The organism is Exiguobacterium sibiricum 7-3 (assembly GCF_000620865.1).
Taxonomy (GTDB): Bacteria; Bacillota; Bacilli; order Exiguobacteriales; family Exiguobacteriaceae; genus Exiguobacterium_A; species Exiguobacterium_A sibiricum_A.
The window spans coordinates 1,466,140-1,485,082 of record NZ_KK211190.1 but is presented as its reverse complement, the minus strand read 5'-3'; the positions used below and the strand labels follow the sequence as shown (position 1 = coordinate 1,485,082).

At 47.4% G+C, this 18,943-nt stretch carries 15 protein-coding genes, 1 pseudogene and 1 riboswitch; of the genes and pseudogenes, 4 read left to right on the top strand and 12 right to left on the bottom strand.

The window, feature by feature from the left end; genetic code table 11:
• Window positions 1-2: 2 nt before the first annotated feature.
• Window positions 3-953 carry a hypothetical protein gene (locus tag P402_RS0108465; RefSeq protein WP_235188844.1) on the bottom strand — a complete coding sequence of 317 codons (951 nt, stop codon included), beginning with the start codon at window positions 951-953 and terminating at the stop codon, window positions 3-5.
• Window positions 954-1,357: 404 nt separating this feature from the next.
• Here P402_RS0108465 and P402_RS17170 point away from each other — a divergent pair.
• A pseudogene (locus P402_RS17170) lies at window positions 1,358-1,591 on the top strand (transposase); the annotation flags it as partial.
• Window positions 1,592-1,615: 24 nt separating this feature from the next.
• Here the strand turns inward: P402_RS17170 and P402_RS0108460 are convergent.
• A complete protein-coding gene (locus P402_RS0108460; protein ID WP_026828276.1) occupies window positions 1,616-2,089 on the bottom strand; it encodes a GNAT family N-acetyltransferase in 474 nt (157 codons plus the stop codon).
• Between the two features lie 228 nt (window positions 2,090-2,317).
• Between P402_RS0108460 and P402_RS0108455 the strand changes: the two genes are divergently transcribed.
• Window positions 2,318-3,136, top strand: a complete 819-nt coding sequence (locus P402_RS0108455; RefSeq protein WP_026828275.1) for an alpha/beta fold hydrolase — start codon at window positions 2,318-2,320, stop codon at window positions 3,134-3,136.
• Window positions 3,137-3,293: 157 nt separating this feature from the next.
• On the opposite strand, the gene P402_RS0108450 is transcribed toward P402_RS0108455, so the two are convergent.
• From P402_RS0108450 to P402_RS0108405, 10 genes are all read right to left on the bottom strand, one after another.
• Complete coding sequence (locus P402_RS0108450) at window positions 3,294-4,511, bottom strand: hypothetical protein (protein ID WP_152538826.1); 1,218 nt, start codon at window positions 4,509-4,511, stop codon at window positions 3,294-3,296.
• Between the two features lie 174 nt (window positions 4,512-4,685).
• Window positions 4,686-5,726: an NAD(P)/FAD-dependent oxidoreductase gene (locus tag P402_RS0108445; protein ID WP_026828273.1), complete on the bottom strand. Its 1,041-nt coding sequence runs from the start codon at window positions 5,724-5,726 to the stop codon at window positions 4,686-4,688.
• Window positions 5,727-5,804: 78 nt separating this feature from the next.
• On the bottom strand, window positions 5,805-6,530 hold the full coding sequence (locus tag P402_RS0108440; RefSeq protein WP_026828272.1) for an energy-coupling factor transporter transmembrane component T family protein: 726 nt from the start codon (window positions 6,528-6,530) through the stop codon (window positions 5,805-5,807).
• Window positions 6,496-8,055: an ABC transporter ATP-binding protein gene (locus P402_RS16360; protein WP_235188843.1), complete on the bottom strand. Its 1,560-nt coding sequence runs from the start codon at window positions 8,053-8,055 to the stop codon at window positions 6,496-6,498. The genes P402_RS0108440 and P402_RS16360 overlap by 35 nt, the downstream gene beginning before the upstream one ends.
• Window positions 8,052-8,627, bottom strand: a complete 576-nt coding sequence (locus P402_RS0108430) for an ECF transporter S component (RefSeq protein ID WP_026828271.1) — start codon at window positions 8,625-8,627, stop codon at window positions 8,052-8,054. Before P402_RS0108430 ends, P402_RS16360 begins: the two co-directional genes overlap by 4 nt.
• A 105-nt stretch (window positions 8,628-8,732) precedes the next feature.
• A riboswitch (TPP riboswitch) is annotated at window positions 8,733-8,831 on the bottom strand.
• Between the two features lie 91 nt (window positions 8,832-8,922).
• A complete protein-coding gene (locus P402_RS0108425; RefSeq protein WP_026828270.1) occupies window positions 8,923-9,600 on the bottom strand; it encodes a 50S ribosomal protein L25/general stress protein Ctc in 678 nt (225 codons plus the stop codon).
• Between the two features lie 1,076 nt (window positions 9,601-10,676).
• Window positions 10,677-10,895, bottom strand: a complete 219-nt coding sequence (locus P402_RS0108420) for a hypothetical protein (protein ID WP_026828269.1) — start codon at window positions 10,893-10,895, stop codon at window positions 10,677-10,679.
• A 109-nt stretch (window positions 10,896-11,004) separates the two neighbouring features.
• Window positions 11,005-12,012: a type II toxin-antitoxin system SpoIISA family toxin gene (locus P402_RS0108415; RefSeq protein WP_026828268.1), complete on the bottom strand. Its 1,008-nt coding sequence runs from the start codon at window positions 12,010-12,012 to the stop codon at window positions 11,005-11,007.
• 275 nt (window positions 12,013-12,287) lie between these two features.
• Window positions 12,288-14,906 carry a DEAD/DEAH box helicase gene (locus P402_RS0108410; RefSeq protein WP_026828267.1) on the bottom strand — a complete coding sequence of 873 codons (2,619 nt, stop codon included), beginning with the start codon at window positions 14,904-14,906 and terminating at the stop codon, window positions 12,288-12,290.
• Window positions 14,907-14,947: 41 nt separating this feature from the next.
• Window positions 14,948-15,988 (bottom strand): tyrosine-type recombinase/integrase, encoded by a 1,041-nt coding sequence (locus P402_RS0108405; protein ID WP_235188842.1) that lies wholly within the window; start codon window positions 15,986-15,988, stop codon window positions 14,948-14,950.
• A 424-nt stretch (window positions 15,989-16,412) separates the two neighbouring features.
• On the opposite strand from P402_RS0108405, the gene P402_RS0108400 reads away from it, so the two are divergent.
• Together P402_RS0108400 and parE are read left to right on the top strand one after the other, a co-directional pair.
• Window positions 16,413-16,814, top strand: coding sequence for a CoA-binding protein (locus P402_RS0108400; protein WP_026828265.1), 402 nt, complete (start codon window positions 16,413-16,415; stop codon window positions 16,812-16,814).
• A gap of 167 nt (window positions 16,815-16,981) precedes the next feature.
• On the top strand, window positions 16,982-18,943 hold the full coding sequence (gene parE / locus P402_RS0108395) for a DNA topoisomerase IV subunit B (RefSeq protein ID WP_026828264.1): 1,962 nt from the start codon (window positions 16,982-16,984) through the stop codon (window positions 18,941-18,943).

Below are 18,943 nucleotides of genomic sequence, written 5' to 3'. Positions count from 1 at the left end.
GGTTATTCCTCCACTTCTGTCAGGAGGTCGGCTGCGACTTCACCGGACAGTTTCGCTGTTTTTTTCGTTTTCGTATCTTTGACATAGATATCGGTCTTGTTGGCGCGTGCTTTTACGTACAGTTCAAACGATTGGCTTTTCCCGTTTTGAATCAACGTCATATACCGGATACCCGCCTGTTTCCCTTGGTTTTTTTCAAGCGTTACTTCCTTTAAATCGTTCGAAACCTGCTTGGCAAGCTTGTCCGGTAACAGCGATAATTGCCGGAAGTTTCCGTCTTTTAGTGCAGCGTCGTTCGGATGCAGAAATCCATGGATTTCCTTGTTATCATTTCCAATCCCGTTAAAGCCGCGGACACGAATATCTTTTACTGTTGTCTCATAACGCAGAGAAATCGTCTTATTCAGCGGCTTTTCCGTGTCTTTTGATTGGAAGGTCACGTACGGAATCGTCTTGTTCACCGGTAAGGCGTCAGGAAGCGGGTGATAGGTCAACTCAATGGATTGTTTGCCCATTCTGTTTACGATGTCTTCTTGATTAAAGTACTGGTCTGACTTGATTACAAGTGCATAGGTCATAGACGGCAGCCCATCCGTCGTCTTTTCAAATGACAGTTCAATTTCCGGATAGGAAAACGATGCCGGTAATCCAAAAAGGGGTTTCTGTTGTCCGTCTTCTTCTTGTTCCAAGAACACGATCTGCCCGGTCACCGGAAACTCGATTGACAGACGCTGCACGTTCTTTGATACACCTAGAACCTCTTCCTTCCGTTTTGCTGCCTTGTTATATGTACGGACGGTTAAAGCCGGTTCTGTGATCGGTGTACGTTCTTGACCTGAAGTTGGTTTCAGCCAAGGATGCTTTTTTAATTGAATCAGGTGCGCCGTCAGCCGATTCGTTTTCGGTGAACGACACGTTAAGTAGTACGTATCTCCTGTTGCGATGTATTGCAATTCAATCGGTGGGGTATAGGTGCCGATTTGTTGTAAGTTAAAGTAAAGTCCATATTCACCAAGCGTTCGGTATCGCTTCGGCAGGGGAGCCGTCTTTTTTGTGTTTTCGCATGTTTTTAAGAGGTAGGCTGACTGTTGTTTTGGTACTGGTTCAAATAATTCATCCGAAAAGTTTACAGCTTCCCAGTAATTCGGATTGCGTTCTAACTGTAATAAGGATTCTGTCCCGCATCCCGTCAGGAACAGGCTGCTGGCAAAACTGATTGCGAGTACAGATTTTTTAATAGTAATCGCTCCTTCCTTCTTTTAACAATATTTTACCATGGGGACACCCTTTTACTTCCAATAAAATTCAAATCTGAAAATAGAGAGTTGGTATAATCTAGTGAGGTGTTGACGGCGTGATGACTTGCGTCCACTGCGGCAGCACAGCAATCAAAAGAAACGGGAAATATAAAAAGCGTCAACGCTATCTCTGTAAGGGTTGCAATAAAACCTTTAACGATATGACCAACATGCCATTTTCAGGGTCCGGATGTCCTGATACATGGGCAAAGTGTATGGAGATGATGGTGGGAGGTTATACATTGTCTGAAATCGCTAAAAGAATCGGCATATATATTTTTATCGTTTTTCACGCGAATTGATTATTGAGAATTAGTTCACATCTTTTGTAAATCCAATATATATATATGTTCTCCTTCATCTGAAGATAGAAAAGTAAATTTAAGCTTTTTAAGTAAGTTGATTGAAGGAAGATTTTCAGGTGACACACTCGCATTTATTCTGACACAACCTTTTTGCTTGACCCAGGCTACAATTGCGGCAAGTACTTCATATGCATAGCCTTGCTTAGCGTGAAAAGGACTTATAGTGTATCCCACCCAAAAAGTGCAATGATCCCTTTTTAAATAAATATCACCAATCAATCGATTAGTTGTATTGTTGATTATAGCAAGTTGTACACCTTTTAAAAGAGAGGGTTCGCTAAGTAATTCTTTAGCATACATTTGCTTGGTCAATCCTTTGAATCCTTGAAACTGCATCCAGTTTTCATCATTTCTATATTGCATAAAATCATCAAGATTTTCTTTTTCAAACCGACGTACAGTACATCGTTTAGTTTTTATCTCCATAGAACCTACCGCCTTTTCCGCATATTTCCATTCATCAATCCCGCCCTGTTAGTTGAATAATACCTATTTCCATTATGTGTTATTTTAAAAATAAATCAATAAACCTTTCAAAAACGACAGACTTTGCGAAAACAGTTTAAAGTTAAGATGTTAGTTTCCTGTTATAACCGGGTATCTTCTAATTGTGCACGGAAGTTACATCAATTAAAATAACGGGGGTTTTTACAGATGGGTACATTTATTCAGGCAGTTGACGGAACGAAGATTTATGTGGAAGATATCGGTTCAGGACAACCGGTCGTCATGCTCCACGGATGGCCGGCAAACAATAACATGTTCGAATATCAGAAAAACCGTCTGCTCGAAGAAGGCTACCGTTATATCGGCGTCGATTACCGCGGCTACGGTAAATCGGATGCGCCGGCGACCGGATATGACTATACGACGATGGCGTCGGATATCAACGAAGTAATTCAGCAATTGAAATTAACGAACGTCACGTTGCTCGGTTTCTCGATGGGCGGCGGAATCGCTTTAAAATACCTCTTGAACCACGGAGAGTCAAACGTCTCAAAACTGATCCTAGCAGGGGCGGCTGCACCGGTCTTCACGCAACGCGACGGTTATCCGTACGGCATGAAGAAAGAGGAAGTCGATGCCTTGATTGAGGACACGAAACAGGACCGTCCATCGATGTTAAAAGGATTCGGGGAAATCTTTTTTGCGAAAGAGCATCCGGAACCGCTCCAGCAATGGTTCCATAATTTGAGTGTCGATGCTTCATCCCACGGTACGATCCAGTCGGCGATTGCCTTACGGGACGAAGACTTACGGGACGGTCTGCCGAAGATTTCGGTCGATACACTCATCATGCACGGTAAAAAAGATCAAGTCTGTCCGTTCGAGTTTGCTGAAGTCATGCATGAAAACATCAGCGGTTCACGTCTCGAAGTTTTTGAAGAGAGTGGACACGGGATGTTCCTCGACGAACGTGAGAAGTTTACGGAAACACTGGTCTCTTATTTAAAATCAGGTCAAACGGTCTGATTATTGGACACACAAGAGGCGGACACCAAAAGTCCGTTTTTATGAAGATCAAGGGGACAGATTTGGAATCTGTCCCCTTGATCTCTTTTTTGGGGTGTACACCCTTTTAAATACAACTATCAGATTTCGAAAGGGATAATACCTGGATCATTTCGGATTAAGGTTCGGCTAATTTTTCACTGACTTGCCGTGCCAACTCACCTGACAATCTGGCGCTTTTTTTTGTTCGTTGATCTTGCAAGTAAAGATCAGTTTTGTTGGCACGTTTTTTCAGATACACGTTAAACGTTTGGGTGTTACCGTATTCAAGCAACGTCATATACGAAAAAGGGCTACGCGTTCCTTGTGGTTCTTCCAACGTCACAGCCTTTAACTCTTCGGTAATCGCCCGGGACAGCTTATTCGGCAGGATGACCATCTCACTTAATTTCGCTTTTTCAAACGCTCTCATTGTGGGATGGAAGTAAGCAGTCACTCCGCGCGTCGGTTCATCTTCGATTTGATATTCCTTCACTGGACGGTAAACCGGCTGATAACGAATGGACAGTATCTTCTCTTCTGCTACCCGTTCTTTTTTTATGCCTTGAAGGGTTACGAAGGGTACGGTTTGATTGACCGGTAACGTTTTCGGTAAAGAATGCTGCTTCGTTTTAATCCGGGTGAATTTGTCGGCTGTCATGATTTGTCGATCCGCCATGTCCCAACCATCACGCGAAAAGGTTAAGGAGCGGGACGTCGATCCGTCAATCTGACGGCGGCTCACGAGATAAAACTCGCCCTGCTGGTGAAGGGACGACAGCGGAATGTTTCGAATGATGTGCTCTTGACCGGACTCTGTCATGACGAACAACAGTTGTCCCGCCATCGGCAGTTGAAACATATGGAATGGCTTCAGATCCTTAGCAAATTCATTGTCAGCGCTCATTGCCTGATTGACGGAGACATGCTGGTCCTGTTGTTCTTCTGTCAGCGGGACGGAAACGGGTGCTTGAAGCGCGATTTGATCGGGATTCTCCGTCAAACGAACCCATGGATGCTCCGATGCTTTCACCGGATGGACACGCAACTCCTGTGTCTTCGGCGAGCGGCATGCTAGGTACATCTGATCGCCTTGTGCCAAATACACGATTTCGGTCGGAAACGGCGCTATTTCCAGATCATTTAACGTGAAAAATATCCCGAATGACTGCAGCGTCCGGTACGATTTTGGAAGGGACACCGTTTTTTTCTGCAGACAGGTCTGCAAGAATTGATTCTTTTGTTGAACGGGGACTTCCTGATCCGAGTATTCGTTGGAAGCAAAAGAATGCGCGGACCAGTAGGAAGGGACAGGCTGAAGATTCAGCAAGCGTTCTTGTCCGCAACCGGTTAACACAATGCTCGAAAGGAGAGCGAGAATCCGTAATCTATTTTTGATGATGATTCCTCCTCTAATGAATTATCCATTATATTACCATATTCACAAGGTCATCTTCCTTTTTTTAAAAAATATACTCGCTCAACGAAAACAGGCAGAACAGATGAACGATTCATCTTTCTGCCTGTTGATTCAGACCATATATTTCTTCACAAACCGCCGGTCAATCCATTGCTTAAAATACCAACTGAGCCGGTTCGTTTGGTAAAATCGTCCGTACAGCAAGGTAGCTTGGTGATGACCAAGCGCAAGAAGCGTCAAATAATACCGTTGCGGTCGAAATGTCCGTAACGGTTCTTCGTTCACGAACCGGATCAAATTCTGAACCAACAGCGGCGCCTGGCGCACCGCCGTCACACCGTTTTTTGGCGTTTCCGGATAGGCAAGCAGTGTCGAACAGTCGCCGACGGCAAAAATGGACGGATCTTCAAGTGATTGCAACGTCTCGTGCACCAGTAAAAAACCGCGGTCATCACAATACAGACCGGATACCTGAAACAACTCATGCGCCGTTGCGCCTCCTAAAAACAGAACAGCATCCGTCTCGAGCGAACGCCCGGACCGCAAGCGCGCCGTTTTACCGTCCAGCTTTTCGAACCGGTCCACGATTCGGTTGACGCCCAACCGATCGAGTCGCGCGGCCAGTTCCGGGCCAGCCGGATGACCGCTGAGCAACGGTTCTTCATGAACCAATGTGACCGGGGTACCGTTTGATTGAAATGACGCCGCCATCTCGACGGCTGCCGCACCACTGCCGATGATGACAGGGGAGACGGCATTTCGGAATGTCCGGAACGCGTCTTCCACCCGATAGTTCGGTTTGATCGTGACGCGGATTGGCGTGCTTGCTTCCCAATCGTTCGAACCGATATTAAATGACACGATATCATACGGTACGACCTGCCCGGACTGACAGATGATTTGCTTAGTTGTCGCGTCAATTCGACTGACCCGGCCCTCCACCCACCCCTTACCATGCCGTTCACATAACGCTTTGACATCGATCCGTGTCTCGTCGAGTCTATAGGTCCCGTCCGCCAGTCCGGAAAACATCCCGGAATAATACTGATAACGGGATGGACTGATGACCATCCAGTCAACATCCGGATGAATCCCCTGTTTGATACATTCTAAATGCGCATGTCCTGCGCCGACTAAGACAATTCGCTTCACGACGTTCACCCACTTTTTTAAAATTCGCTGCATCTGAAACGTTTATTCCCTTATAGGGGGTGCTGTAATCGTTTACCTTCAGATGAACAAACGAAGTGACGTCGCGAGTGTGGTAGTCAGCAACAGAAAGACAATATCCCATCGCGTCACGACCGGTTCGACATAATAGGTCCGGTCGATCCGAAATTGACGGGCTTCCATCGCAATCGCAATCTGTTCCGACCGGATGATGCTCGTCGTAAAGAGCGGCAGACTGATGTCAAAAAACGTTTGCCAGGGCCAAATCGACCGTTGCTGGCGGACACGCCGGGCTTGACGAATGGTCCGGATCGCTTGCCGAAAGATCGGAATAAAGCGAAGACCGGCTAAAAAACCGTAGGCCAGGCGAACCGGCAGATGACATTGATGAATCAGACTCATGACGAACCGTGTCGCGTCCGTCGTCGCGACGAACGTTAAGCTCAGGAAGACAAAAGCGAGCATCCGGGTCGCAATCAACCAGGCATGATCAAGACTTTCTTCCGTAATCCGAAACCAGCCGAACGTCCAAAGTTCGGTGCTGCCTTTGCCAAACGCCGCCATCATCCAAAACGTCAATAAAAACAAGAGACCATAGGGAACCAAACGCAGAAGGAGCACCGGCAAACGCCAACCGGAACTGCAGACCCCTACGGCAGCAAGTACTGATAAGGCAAGCGTCACGTGCAGACTCGACGTCGTAATCAGCAACATCATCACATAGAGAAGCGTTCCGAGCTTGACCGCCGGATTAATACGCGCGAGCAGTGTGTCGTTTTCCTGCACGGTGTTTCACCTCCTCGAGTTGTTGATACAGAAACGATACCGGACGGAACAGTTGGTTTTGTTCCAAAAGTGCTTCTTCCTGAAACAGCTCCAGCGGCGTCCCGTCAAACTGGACACACGCCTCGCCGATGACGACAACACGGTCGGCGTAACGGTGGACCAGCTCCATGTCGTGCGTCACCATGATCACGGTCGTTCCTGCCTCCCGGGCTTGATGCAGCACGTCGATGATGTGTGCCGTCGTCTCAGCGTCTTGTCCAAAGGTCGGTTCGTCGAGCAATAGGACAGCTTTTCGTTCCAGTAACATCGTCGCGACACTCAACCGTCTTTTTTGTCCGAGACTGAGCGCGAGGGGAGACTGATCCGCGACATCGGTCAGTCGATAGTGACGCAAAGCCGTCTGGACCCGTTCCGGATCAAAGGTAGCACAGCTGATGGCAAGTTCGTCGGCGACTGTCTGTTTAAGAAACTGGAAGTCCGGTTGCTGAAAAACAAAGCCGACTTGTTGGTAATACGTCCGGTCCGACCATTTCCGAAGCGGGGTGTCAAACAAGCGGATATCGCCTTTAGATGGAAGTAATTTTGCCAGTGTCTCAAGGACCGTGCTTTTTCCAGCCCCGTTGCGTCCGACGAGCATGATCCATTGACCGGAAAAGGTCGTCCATGAAAAATCGTTAAGAATCGTCCGTTCCCCCCGTTTGACACGGACCCGCGTCAGCTCAAATGTCCGCTCCGTTCCAACCGCTCGACGTTCAACCGGGCGTTTCTTCAGATGACAGGCTTGTCCGGACAGCTCCGGTAAAGTCTCAAGTCCGTAGGGGTAGAGGAGCGGCATCGCAATTCCAAGCGCCGTCATCACATCCCGCTGTTGATGAAACACGTCATACGGTGTGCCATCAAGCAATAAGCGACCACCTTCAAAGACGATTACCCGGTCGGCAAACGTCACGCACTGATCGAGCTGATGTTCGATCAGAACGAGCGTCAAGTCGGGATCGTGATGCAATTCTTCAATCAGATGCATCATCGTCCGTTGACCACTCAGGTCGAGTTGTGCCGTCGGTTCGTCGAGTAACAGGATGTCTGGTTCAAGTGCCAACACACAGGCTAGAGCAAGCCGTTGTTTCATCCCGCCGGACAGTTCGGCAATCGGTGTCGTCAAGGCAAGATCAAGTCCGACCCGCGCCAACAGCAACTGGATGCGTTCCTCCATCTCACTGCGGGCAATCTGCCGATTCTCGAGACTAAAGGCGATTTCCGCGCCGACCGTCTGCATACAAAACTGATCGTCCGGTTGTTGGAACAAAATCCCGACCGTTCCCTCGGTCAACCAGTGACCGGTGACATCTGCTTCAATCGTGTCCGGCAACAGACCGGCAAGAACGTGTAAAAAGGTCGTCTTGCCGCTGCCGCTCGGACCGACGAGCAAGGTCGTTTCTCCTTTTTGGATCGTGATCGACAAGTCGTGTAAGACCGCGGAATCCTGATCCGGATAACGGACGGACAGGTGCTCGCACTGCATCATGCGGCACGCTGCTTTCGTTGCCGTCCGACCGCATAACCGTTCAGTGTCCCGGTTTTAACGAGCGCGTCGACGATTATTTTTGCGAGCAATCCGCCGAGCAATGCTCCGCTGATGAGTTGCAGAGAAAACGTCAACAGCAGTGTCGTCGTCGTATAATAGGCAAATCCATTTACGATGAGGCTGTAGACCATACTTCCGACGGCGGCAAAGACACCGGACAACATCAAGGTGAACGTATTAAACGTCCGGTATCCGAACACGGCAAAGGCAATCTCGGCCCCGATTCCCTGTGCAAATCCAATCAACAGTGCCGATAAGCCGAAGTGACTCCCTGTAAACAATTCGACGGCAGCAGCGACGACTTCTGCAATCAATGCCGCGCCTGGTTTTTGAATGATGTAGGCGACTAGGGGACTGGCAATGACCCAGATGCCGAACATCCAGTTTGATCCGACCGGTCCGAAGATGGCCGAGATCGGTAACCATAACGTCGACCACCCTAAGTAGAGGACACCACACGCGACGGCGAGCATCATCATGACGATGATTTCTTTCATTTTCCAACTGTTCATAATCACTACTCCTTTAAATGCACATCCACAAAGAAACCACAAAAAAGACCGCCCTCTATGAAAAGAGAGCGGTCGTGTAACCTGCAAGATGCAGAAAAAGAGCACGAGGATTCCGCTCCACTTTCCTACGCTAGTATGAACTAGATCAGGTTCAAAGGGTCCGAAGTGAATCGTCTCAGCCAACTGGCTCCCCTAGTGGATGTGTCAATGATGTGTACCTTCTTCACTGTACGGCTGTCGCCGTGACTTGTCAATATGCATAAAAAAACCTCCCACGAGGGGAGGGGAGAAAAGATTACTCTTTATCTTCTTTGTTTTCTTCAGCTTGCTCTTCAGAAGTTTGTTCTGAATCGTCTGTCGCTGTATCCGCATCAGCTGCTTGTGCCTCAGCTTCTGCTTCTTCGATTTCTTCAAGTTCAGCTTCAAGTGTCGATTCAACGACTGCTGCAACTTGGATGTCACCTTCTGTGACGACACGGAAATCTTTTTCTTCCGGAAGATCAGCTACTGTAATTGAATCTCCGATTGCAAGATCCGTTACATCAACTTCGATCCGTTCCGGTAATTTATCTGGTGTTGCGGCAACTGTTACTTTAAAGAGTGTTTGTGAAAGGAATCCGCCAAGTTTCGCACCGGCTGCTTCGCCGACGAGGACGATATCCGTTTCGACTTCTGTTTCTTCATCCATTTTAACAGCGATGAATTCAACGTGTTTAATCGTTGGTGTAAAGATATCCATATCAAGCTTGTTGATCAACGTGTTGACCTTTTTACCGCCGATTTGAAGAGCAACCAAGACGTTTTCGCCATGATCACGGACAACCTTGACCAATTCTTTTTCATCGAATGAAATCGGTGTGCTTTCCACTTTGTAGCCATACACGACACCAAGAGCTTTTCCTTCATGACGTAATTGCTTTCTAAGTGAGCGTGGGCGTACTTCGCGTTCTTCTACTTTTAATGTTACTGACATGTTCATTTCCCCCTTGAATTTGGTATAGCCCTCAAAAGGTAATGAATGTAGGAGTGGAACAATAAGTTCCAACAGAAATTCATGCGCTAAATGCTAGTTCAACTGGATTTCATTCAGAAATGAAAAACGAAGTGAGTAAGTAGCATTTCTCTCCCAGGTCATTACGCTGATATTGAGAAACAATAATTGAAAAGCGACCGTGTTGTACGGCGCTAATATAGATATACCCCCGATTTTTAAAAGTTAAAACCTTTTTCGATACATTTAATTGTCGAAAGACCTTCCAACCCGTTGAGGGACAACGGATTGAAGGTCCTTCATTTTTTAGTGATTCGTTGATTTTGCCGGGCAATAATAAGAGTAAGACCCTCGATTTGCCGCATCGTGTAGATTTGAAGCCAGTGATTCAGAACGAGATATTCACTTTCATATAGGTGAGACTTCACTGGAACGGAGTGATTGTAAGACATCAGCTTCAGTACGAACTACGTATCAATTCCAGGGTTGGTGTAATGGCATGAATTCAAACTGGATATGCAATTTGGCTTCCCGTGTAGTCCCACTGATATAAACATGTTCAATTTGTTATCATATCCTTAAAAATATCATCAGTTGCATGAATTTTCTACTATTTAGCTATTCCCGTCGGACGTTGAGTAAACGAATTTCTGTTAAATACGCTAATAAGATGACATCTAACTGACTTTTATTTCTTCAAGTAAAAAAGGATATTTTTAACAATTTCCATCATAATGAGACTATTTTACTTACACATCAAATACTTATTTTAACCATGAAAGCGATCAACGCGACGACAGCTTCTACACGGTCGATGTTGCTGAATCACCTCAGTGAAAGTGAGGTGATTCATTTTACAAATTGCTTCCGCGTCCACTACGATTGCTATGAAAAGTTTAATCGTAAAGGATTTTCCATGTTCTGAAAATATAGTCATATGAAGATGGGGACGATGAACATAATTTGAAGATATGAATGAACTCAAAAAGACCTGATACCCACCGGCGTCAGGTCTTCGACGAAAAGAAACACATACTTTATTTCGAAGATTGTAATGCTTATCTGCTGATTGAATTGTACACTGCTTGTCTATTGTCATCTTTCATCCGGTTGATGGAGCGGGTCATATCTACTTTGGTTTCCCGGTCTCGAATATTTCGGCTTTTGAGCATTTTATGTCCAACAACCTTTCCTACTACTTTTCCACTTCGTGCTTCTACAACTACACGAGAGCCATCTGCTTCAGTAATGATGATAGTACCTTGAGCCTTAGCCATATGCCACACCTCCTTTTCTTTAACTTAGCTTAACATACGGCCGAATTACTAATCAATTCCCGTTGCTTGTCTATTTTATGTCTTTTAATGAAGAATTTAATCAGAAATTCTATTCCACTTCCTGCTCATTCTCAGCAAACGACTCCCACTCTTTCTCTTTGCTCTTAACGTACAAATCAAAAGCATGAAGCATGTTAATTAACAAAAGTGCATCGTATCCTGTAGCATTTACTCTTTTTTCAGAATCATCCTCTATCTTAGGGTAGACGTAATAGGCGACATCTGTATATTCTCCACGATATGGGAATATGACAGCTCCTTGCTTTTTCTTAAAAAATTCCACACTTTCTTGATCTTTTAGTTTTTTTACCAAGGTCTTCTTTTTCATACCTAAAATGTTACTGTTCAGATCGAACGCCTTGTAAAGGTAATCAACGATGTCTTTTAGAATCTCTTCATTTAGCTCTTGAATGGGTTGGGGCTCTTGTTGAGGCTCTTGTTGAAGTTCTTGCTGAGGCTCTTGTTGAAGTTCTTGCTGAGGCTCTTGTTGAAGTTCTTGCTGAGGCTCTTGTTGAGGCTCTAATTCGTCTTCTGAACTTCTCCTTAACGAAAATTGAATAACATTAAGACCGAATGTATCTCCATATTGTTTAACAATGCTTTGAGTACTGAAAAGAAATTTTTCTTCACTAAGGTCAAAATTCTCTCCGAATACCAAGTCCTGTTTACGCTTTGGCATATAGCTGTTTACAAACTGCAATTGTTGACTCATACGGATACTTGAATCTTCAGTTTCTCTCAATTGATTGACGAGACCACCATCATGTTTAAACTCATTCGCCATGAATTTTGTGATGTCCGGGGTTTGAAAGATGAATAAGTCCATGACGATGACTCCGACTAAAAATGCACCTAGAGTTGCTAAGTCTTCGGCTGGAAACACTTTGAATCCCCAAAAAAGTGAACCGACAGTCAGCATATACACATAATAAATTTTCCGATAGCCAATACGTTGTTCATTATAGATATCTCTACTTACAAAATAGCGATAAATTGTATACAACATGAAAGCCAATAGGAATAGGATAGAAGCTATTGTGTACCATTCAATTTTCATTTTTATTCCTCCATATCATCCATGATGGACTATTGTTTTTATTTTTTTTAATGAGATTTACCATTAGAAGTGTGCCGCACGTTCGAAAGACGATCAGAATCACTTCGGCATCAAACAGATAGACGAATAAAAAAGTCGCATTCCACAGATGTGCTGGGCATTGTGGGGTCTAATGATTCCGGATTTGACTTGTGCTAATCTGTAAGGCTGATATATTTTTCAAAGTGTCACGTTGGTGATACTTCCAGCAAAATAACCAAGCAGTAAATCAAGAACTACCAATTCTCTTCCTTTGCTTCCAACAAATGAACGAGTTCCTGAATTGTCACTATATCTAGTTGGCGGTCCGATAAGACGTCATCAATCATCATTGCTTTTCGATCTTGTAATTCCGCCATCTTTTCCTCGATCGTCCCGGTCATCAACAGCTTGATCACTTCGACCGGCGACTGCTGTCCCAATCGATGAGCCCTGTCAGCCGCTTGTTGCTCGACGGCCGGATTCCACCAGCTGTCGTATAAAATGACGGTATCTGCCGTCGCCAGATTCAGACCGGTCCCGCCGGCCTTCAAGGAAATCAGGAAGAGATCGACTTCACCGGCATTAAACCGGTCACACAGTGCGACCCGATCTTCGATCGGTGTCTCACCGGTCAGTAGAAAGTGGGCACGTTGTCGTGCTGCCAGTCGTTCCCGAATCCGGGCCAGCATCTTCGTATACTGGGAAAAAATCAGGATCCGGTGTCCGGCAGCTAATTTTTCCTCGATTAACGCCAGCAGACGTTCGAGTTTTGTAGATTCGCCTGTATAATCTTCGACAAACAACGCCGGATCACAGCAAATCTGCCGTAAGCGGGTCAAACCGGCGAGCAACTTGATCCGGTCCTCGCGTTTCGTTTCATCCAAATGACGCAACGTTTCCAGTTGCAGTTTAGATAAGTAGGACGCATAAAGCTTTTTCTGTGTCGGACCAAGGTCTGTATAATGGTGAACAATCCGCTTCTTCGGTAAATCCTGCAACACCTCGCCTTTGGTCCGGCGCATCAGAAACGGTCGGATGAATCGTTTGATCTCGTCATGCGACCACGTTTGAAACGTCTGTAAGTCCGGCAGCAAGGAGGGGAAGATGACCCGGAAAATCGACCAGAGATCATCGGTCCGGTTTTCAAGCGGCGTTCCGGTCAAGGCAAACCGACGTTTCGCCCGAAGACGGCGCAAGCGGACAGCGGTTTGTGACGCTGGATTCTTCAGGTGTTGTGCCTCATCGAAAATGACGACGTCGTATTCGACGGTCTGGTGTGCCTCCATGTCGGCCCGTAACGACGGGTAGGAAATCAGAAAAATCCCGTCCGCTGGTACTGTCTCGATTTGGTTTAGCCGGTGCTTCCGCGCTCCGGTCAACAGATGGACCGTTCTCGTCGGGGCAAATCGCGTCAATTCCGCTTGCCAGTTATGGAGCAGGGAAGCCGGGGCGACGATCAAGATCCGACCCGAAGGAAGCGTCTCGAGATAACCAATCGCCTGGATCGTCTTCCCGAGTCCCATCTCATCCGCCAAAATGCCGTGCCCGTCATGTCCGGCAAGATTCGCCATGAACTGGATGCCTGCCCGCTGATACGGATACAAGTGGCGGTCGAGTACTTCCGGGAAGTTCAGGTAGACACCTGTTCCATTTTTCAGCTCGAGCCACCGTTCCGTTAATTGTTTATGGACATGCAAGAAGGAGGCACCGACAAGATGTTTGAGGTTCGGCAGAGCCGGCATCCGGAGCACCGCGTCGAGTTGATCCTGTTCCGCGGCTTCGAGTTGCCGGAACAGTCGTTGCAATTGCTGAAAGGCCCGTGTTTCAAAGGAAACGAACTGACCACTCTTTAAGCGGTGATACGTTTTCCGGGTGACGAGTGACTCCAGGACCCGTTTCAGTTCCATTTCCGGAATCCCGTCCATGGAAAAGCGGAAGGTTAACCAATCCAGGCGGTCCGTCGTGTCGACATCGATTCGCGGATGGAACGGTCCGTTCGGTAAGGATTGCCGGATACTCTCCGTCACTTGGACGACGAGTTCACCGTAAACGACGCGGGGATCGAGCAAACCTTTCAGAAATTGATATTCCGCCGCCTCTCCCTCTAACCGATAGCGACCGTTCCGCTCCAAAAACCCACTCTCCGTCACGTAGCGGAGGACGGCTCCTTCGAGCGATACATCGCGTCCGAGCCAATCTGTTTCTTGCAATGGATTGATCCGAACCCCCTGATAGCTAAACGTCACGAGCAGTTCAAGTCCACCAGCTTCCCGGTCCAGCGCCAGCTCGACCGTCGGCGGACCGCTGACGAGCCGTTGTTTGAGCGGGGGACTGAGCCAGACATCGGCAAGATTCCGTAGGTGCTCACGCCTTTGCAAAAGTCGGTCAAAATACATCGGACTGATGATAAAACGTTGTTGCGCCGTGATACTTTCCATCACAATCGCCGAACCGCTGACATCAAACCGGATTTTTGCCCGTTCCGTTTTACTTAATGTTTGCAAATAAGCCGTCACCGCGGCATCTTCGGTCTGACGCGTCGTCGCAAACGGACGGATCAGCGGACGGTTTCCGGCAGGTGTGCCGTAGACTTGCACATGATGCATCGCTAGCAATACGGCGACGATATGTCCGCAAAATGATTGATCCATCGCAAGTGACGGACAGTTGCAGCCGGCATCCACGCCGTGTTCCTTGACACGGACGGTGACGGTGAACAGGTCTTCGCCTTGAACAGCGGCTTCGACGAGCAAGTCGCCGGATTGGTAGTTTCGCAGCGTGACTTTTTTAGCGGCGACATAGCGTTTGCCGCGACGGAAAGCATAGGTATCCGACATTTGTTTAATTTTTCGTTCACTTAGTCCATAATTCATCCCGTTGCTCCTTCCCTTAGGATGTAGGTGACATAATACAATTATCGTTCACTATCAAATAATTCAATTGCCCGTTTTTTCTCTTGATCACCGATATGAGCATAAACCTGCGTCGTCGCAACCGACTCGTGTCCGAGCAACTGTTGAATCGTCAAGACATCGACCCCGCCGGTCGCCAGGCGCGTCGCGAATGTATGCCGTAATTTATGCGGCGTGATCTGTTTCCGCTCCAAAAACGGCAAAACAGGACGCAGACGGTCGACGTGGCGCTTTAAGATATGTTGGACCGCCCGGGGACTGAGCGCTTTGCCTTGTTTCTGAAAAATCGGTTCTGCTCCTCGCATCGTCAGACTGTAATGCGCGGCGTATTTCCGTAAGGCGACCCGGACCGGTTTCGCGAGCGGAATGACCCGTTCCTTGTTACCTTTCCCAATGACCCGAATCGTCCCTTCGTGGAAATCGACGGCACTCCACGTCAATTGTGTCATTTCACTGAGCCGCATCCCGCTGTACCCGAGCAACTGGAACAAGGTGACGTCCCGAACACGATCCCGCTCATAATGCGCAGCTTCCCGGGCATTCATCTCGACGTTTGATGGCAACAGCTGCATCAGTTCGTCCCATTCGCGTTTCGTTAAGTAAACCGGATCCCGCTTCGCCTGTTTCGGACGATTGATTTTTGCGACAGGATTGTCAGACAAAACACCGATATCGATCAAATGCCGGAACAGGGATTGAAGTGCTGACAGTTTCCGGTTGATGACACTTGGGGCATTTTGCTTCGTTAAAGCTAAGTATTCCGCATAAGCGGCAATCCCGGACCCGTCAATTTCAAGAAACGCTTCCTGCGTGATATCCCGCGCCTGAATCGCTTCTCCCGACGCTTCCGCAACGAACTGGAAAAATGAATCAAAATCGTAGACATACCGCCGCATCGTCGCCTTCGAGAAATTTTTCGACGCCAAATGGTCGATATAGGACCGGATGAAATCCGGCATCCGGACATATCCCGGAAGATCAATCGTATGGGCGGGAAGGGGTATCGTTTTTACGGTTTTTCCTAGGTTTTTAAACAAACTCATCATTCTATCCCCTCTCTGTTACTACTATACCAAACGTTGGTAGACGGTACACTAGTTTGCGTGAAATAGTTATTTCACGCAACGTTAAATTGTCAGACAGGGAGCTCTCAGTTGCAACGAAAATCATCGGGACGGGTAATCATTCAACTCGATGCAAACGAGAAAACATCCCCTTTCAACATCTAAAATACAATAACACTATTATGTCAACCTAATTCCAGGAACAAATCGAAAGTTCCAAATTCGCTCTCAGTTGCAGTGAACTTCCTTCCGACAGGGAGTTGGTTGTCTCGATTTCGTACAGGACGTTTTGGTCAATTCCTGGTTTCGGACATTGTGAATGTGCCCGTTTCGAGGCTTAATCCAAATCGAATGGGGTATATAGTCTAAGACTATCTTGTATTTAACACGAGGGGGACATAACATGATTTCAGATCAACAAGCTCGTAAGTTATTAAAAGACGCAAAACGTATTGCGGTCGTCGGTGTATCAAGTGATTCAGGGAAAACTGCGAACTGGATTGCCGATTACCTGGTCCAACATGGTTACGAAGTCATTCCGGTCAACCCGACCTTAAATGAATGGAACGGGCAGAAAGTATATCCGAGTGTCGCCAGTATCCCGGGACACATCGATATCGTCGATGTTTTCCGTCGTTCGGAATTTTTGGCGGACACAGCAAAAGATGCTGTAGCACACGGTGACGTCGGCATGATTTGGAATCAGCTCGGGTTATCGAGTGTCGAAGCGGAAAGTTTGGCACTCGGTGCCGGTATTCCGTACATCGAAAACCGTTGTATTAAAATTGAACACCAGTACTTGTGATCGTGATCCGGCAAGACATCTACTCCTTGACAGTAGGTGTCTTTTTTTCTTGTTTTCTAGATTATCCTTGTCAGATAGCAAGAAGATGCCTACAATTAGATACAGACTACTAGAAAAACGAACGAACGTTTGGAATATTCGACGTTTTTCTATTTGAGGTGAAAAACATGGCGACAGATTTAAACAATTATAATGATGATGCCATACAGGTGCTTGAAGGACTCGAAGCAGTCCGGAAGCGCCCGGGTATGTATATCGGCTCGACCGATCATCGCGGACTCCACCATTTGGTGTATGAGATCGTTGATAATGCGATTGATGAGGCACTGGCCGGATTCGGGGAACAGATTGATGTCATCATCCATAAAGATAATGCAATTACCGTCCGCGACCATGGACGTGGTATGCCGACCGGGATGCACGCTTCCGGAAAACCGACTGCAGAAGTCATCTTCACGGTGCTTCATGCCGGCGGTAAATTTGGTCAAGGCGGTTATAAAACATCAGGCGGACTGCACGGTGTCGGGGCATCTGTTGTCAACGCTCTGTCGACGCAGTTAAAAGTCACGATTTACCGCGATGGGAAACAGTTTGAGCAAACGTTCGAAGACGGGGGAATTCCGAAAACGACCTTGCTTGAAACGGGAACGACCCGTCAAAAAGGAACAAGCGTCTATTTCAAACCGGACGGAAAAATCTTCAGCACGTTGACATACAATTACGATACGTTGGCGGAACGTCTGCGTGAATCGGCCTTCCTGCTGAAAGGTCTGAAAATCACACTGACCGACGAACGGTCGGACAAAGCGGACACGTTCCAATACGAAGACGGAGTCAGCGAATTCGTCGGCTATTTAAATGACGACAAAGATACGTTACATCCGACAGTCGCCTTTGAAGGAACGGAAAATGAGATTGAAGTCGATATCGCGTTCCAGTTCACGGATGCCTATTCGGAAAACGTCCTGTCGTTCGTCAACAACGTCCGGACACGCGACGGCGGAACACATGAAGTCGGTGCCAAAACGGCGATGACACGGGTGATGAATGAGTATGCCCGCAAAAACACGCTGCTTAAGGAAAAAGATAAAAACCTCGACGGCAACGATATCCGCGAGGGATTGACGATGATCGTGTCGATCCGGATTCCAGAAGAATTTCTGCAATTCGAAGGACAAACGAAATCAAAACTTGGTTCTCCGGAAGCCCGGACGAGCTGTGACGCCGTTATTACACGCCGCTTGTCGACGTATCTCGAGGAAAATCCACAAACGGCGACACTCCTGATCAAAAAAGCGATCCGCGCCGCTCAGGCCCGGGAAGCGGCTCGTAAAGCCCGCGAAGAAGCCCGGAACGGGAAGAAAAAGAAACGTTCGAGCATCCTGAACGGGAAACTGACACCGGCTGCGTCGAAAAACGCCGAGAAAAACGAATTGTTCCTCGTCGAGGGAGATTCCGCCGGCGGTTCAGCGAAACAAGGCCGTAACCGGACGTTCCAGGCGATTTTACCGTTACGCGGGAAAGTCCTGAACACGGAAAAAGCCAAACTTGCCGATATCATGAAAAACGAAGAAATCAATATGATCATCCACGCGATCGGCAGCGGCGTCGGAGCAGACTTTGACCTGTCCGACTGTAACTTCGACAAAGTCATCATCATGACAGATGCCGATACCGACGGGGCGCATATCCAAGTCTTATTATTGACGTTCTTCTTCCGCTACATGCGTCCGTTGATTGATGCCGGGAAAGTCTTCGTCGCCTTGCCACCGCTCTACCGCGTCTCCAAAGGGAAGGGCAAATCCGAGAAGTTCGAGTACGTCTGGGACGAAGAAACCCTTGCTAAAACAACGAAAAAGTTCGGCAAAGGGTATATGATCCAACGGTACAAAGGACTGGGTGAGATGAATGCCCCACAACTTTGGGAAACGACGATGGATCCCGATACACGGACGTTGATTCGTGTCACGATCGATGATGCCGCTGTCGCTGAAAAACGGGTTTCCGTGCTGATGGGCGATAACGTCGGACACCGCCGAAGCTGGATTGAAGACAATGTAGCGTTTGGGCTGACGGAAGACCTCTCGATCATTGAAAATGAACATGTGACGAAAGAGAGTGTGAACTGA

Excerpts from the sequence above, each read along its gene's own strand:
- P402_RS0108425 (WP_026828270.1), bottom strand. The coding sequence starts at position 9,600 with ATGTCAGTAACATTAAAAGTAGAAGAACGCGAAGTACGCCCACGCTCA.
- P402_RS0108405 (WP_235188842.1), bottom strand. The coding sequence starts at position 15,988 with ATGAGTTTGTTTAAAAACCTAGGAAAAACCGTAAAAACGATACCCCTT.
- P402_RS16360 (WP_235188843.1), bottom strand. The coding sequence starts at position 8,055 with ATGATGCAGTGCGAGCACCTGTCCGTCCGTTATCCGGATCAGGATTCC.
- P402_RS0108460 (WP_026828276.1), bottom strand. The coding sequence starts at position 2,089 with ATGGAGATAAAAACTAAACGATGTACTGTACGTCGGTTTGAAAAAGAA.
- P402_RS0108420 (WP_026828269.1), bottom strand. The coding sequence starts at position 10,895 with ATGGCTAAGGCTCAAGGTACTATCATCATTACTGAAGCAGATGGCTCT.
- P402_RS0108415 (WP_026828268.1), bottom strand. The coding sequence starts at position 12,012 with ATGAAAATTGAATGGTACACAATAGCTTCTATCCTATTCCTATTGGCT.
- P402_RS0108400 (WP_026828265.1), top strand. The coding sequence starts at position 16,413 with ATGATTTCAGATCAACAAGCTCGTAAGTTATTAAAAGACGCAAAACGT.
- P402_RS0108455 (WP_026828275.1), top strand. The coding sequence starts at position 2,318 with ATGGGTACATTTATTCAGGCAGTTGACGGAACGAAGATTTATGTGGAA.
- P402_RS0108410 (WP_026828267.1), bottom strand. The coding sequence starts at position 14,906 with ATGAATTATGGACTAAGTGAACGAAAAATTAAACAAATGTCGGATACC.
- parE (WP_026828264.1), top strand. The coding sequence starts at position 16,982 with ATGGCGACAGATTTAAACAATTATAATGATGATGCCATACAGGTGCTT.
- P402_RS0108430 (WP_026828271.1), bottom strand. The coding sequence starts at position 8,627 with ATGAACAGTTGGAAAATGAAAGAAATCATCGTCATGATGATGCTCGCC.